This window comes from Labrys sp. F242 (assembly GCF_057813875.1).
Map to the genome: position 1 here is coordinate 1 of NZ_JBVASG010000058.1, position 282 is coordinate 282.

General features: G+C 56.7%; 1 protein-coding gene. It reads left to right on the plus strand.

Annotated features, from left to right (window positions below; all coding sequences use genetic code 11):
* The coding region (locus ACZYTC_RS34425) for a hypothetical protein (protein ID WP_488991777.1) at nt 1–264 on the plus strand (264 nt) is incomplete at its 5' end.
* Nucleotides 265–282 lie beyond the last annotated feature (18 nt).

Below are 282 nucleotides of genomic sequence, written 5' to 3' on the forward strand. Positions count from 1 at the left end.
GAAGTCCGCCGTTACGGGAAGGAAAACAAGTGTGACGGCTATGCCGCCGTTGCCGCATTGTGCTGGCGGGTTGTGGCGGATCATCGAGCCGCCCAAGGCGTCGGTACGAGCTTGGACCCCGAGAATATCGTCGGTATCGCTTCGCTCGCCGAGGCTGGCGCGAGTTTGACCAATCTGGAATTTGCATTCGGTACGAATATGTCGTCGACGGCAATCGAAGCCGTCAGGGGTAAAAACCTAACCTTGAAAATGGCCCTATGCTAACTCACGCAAAGGACTGGC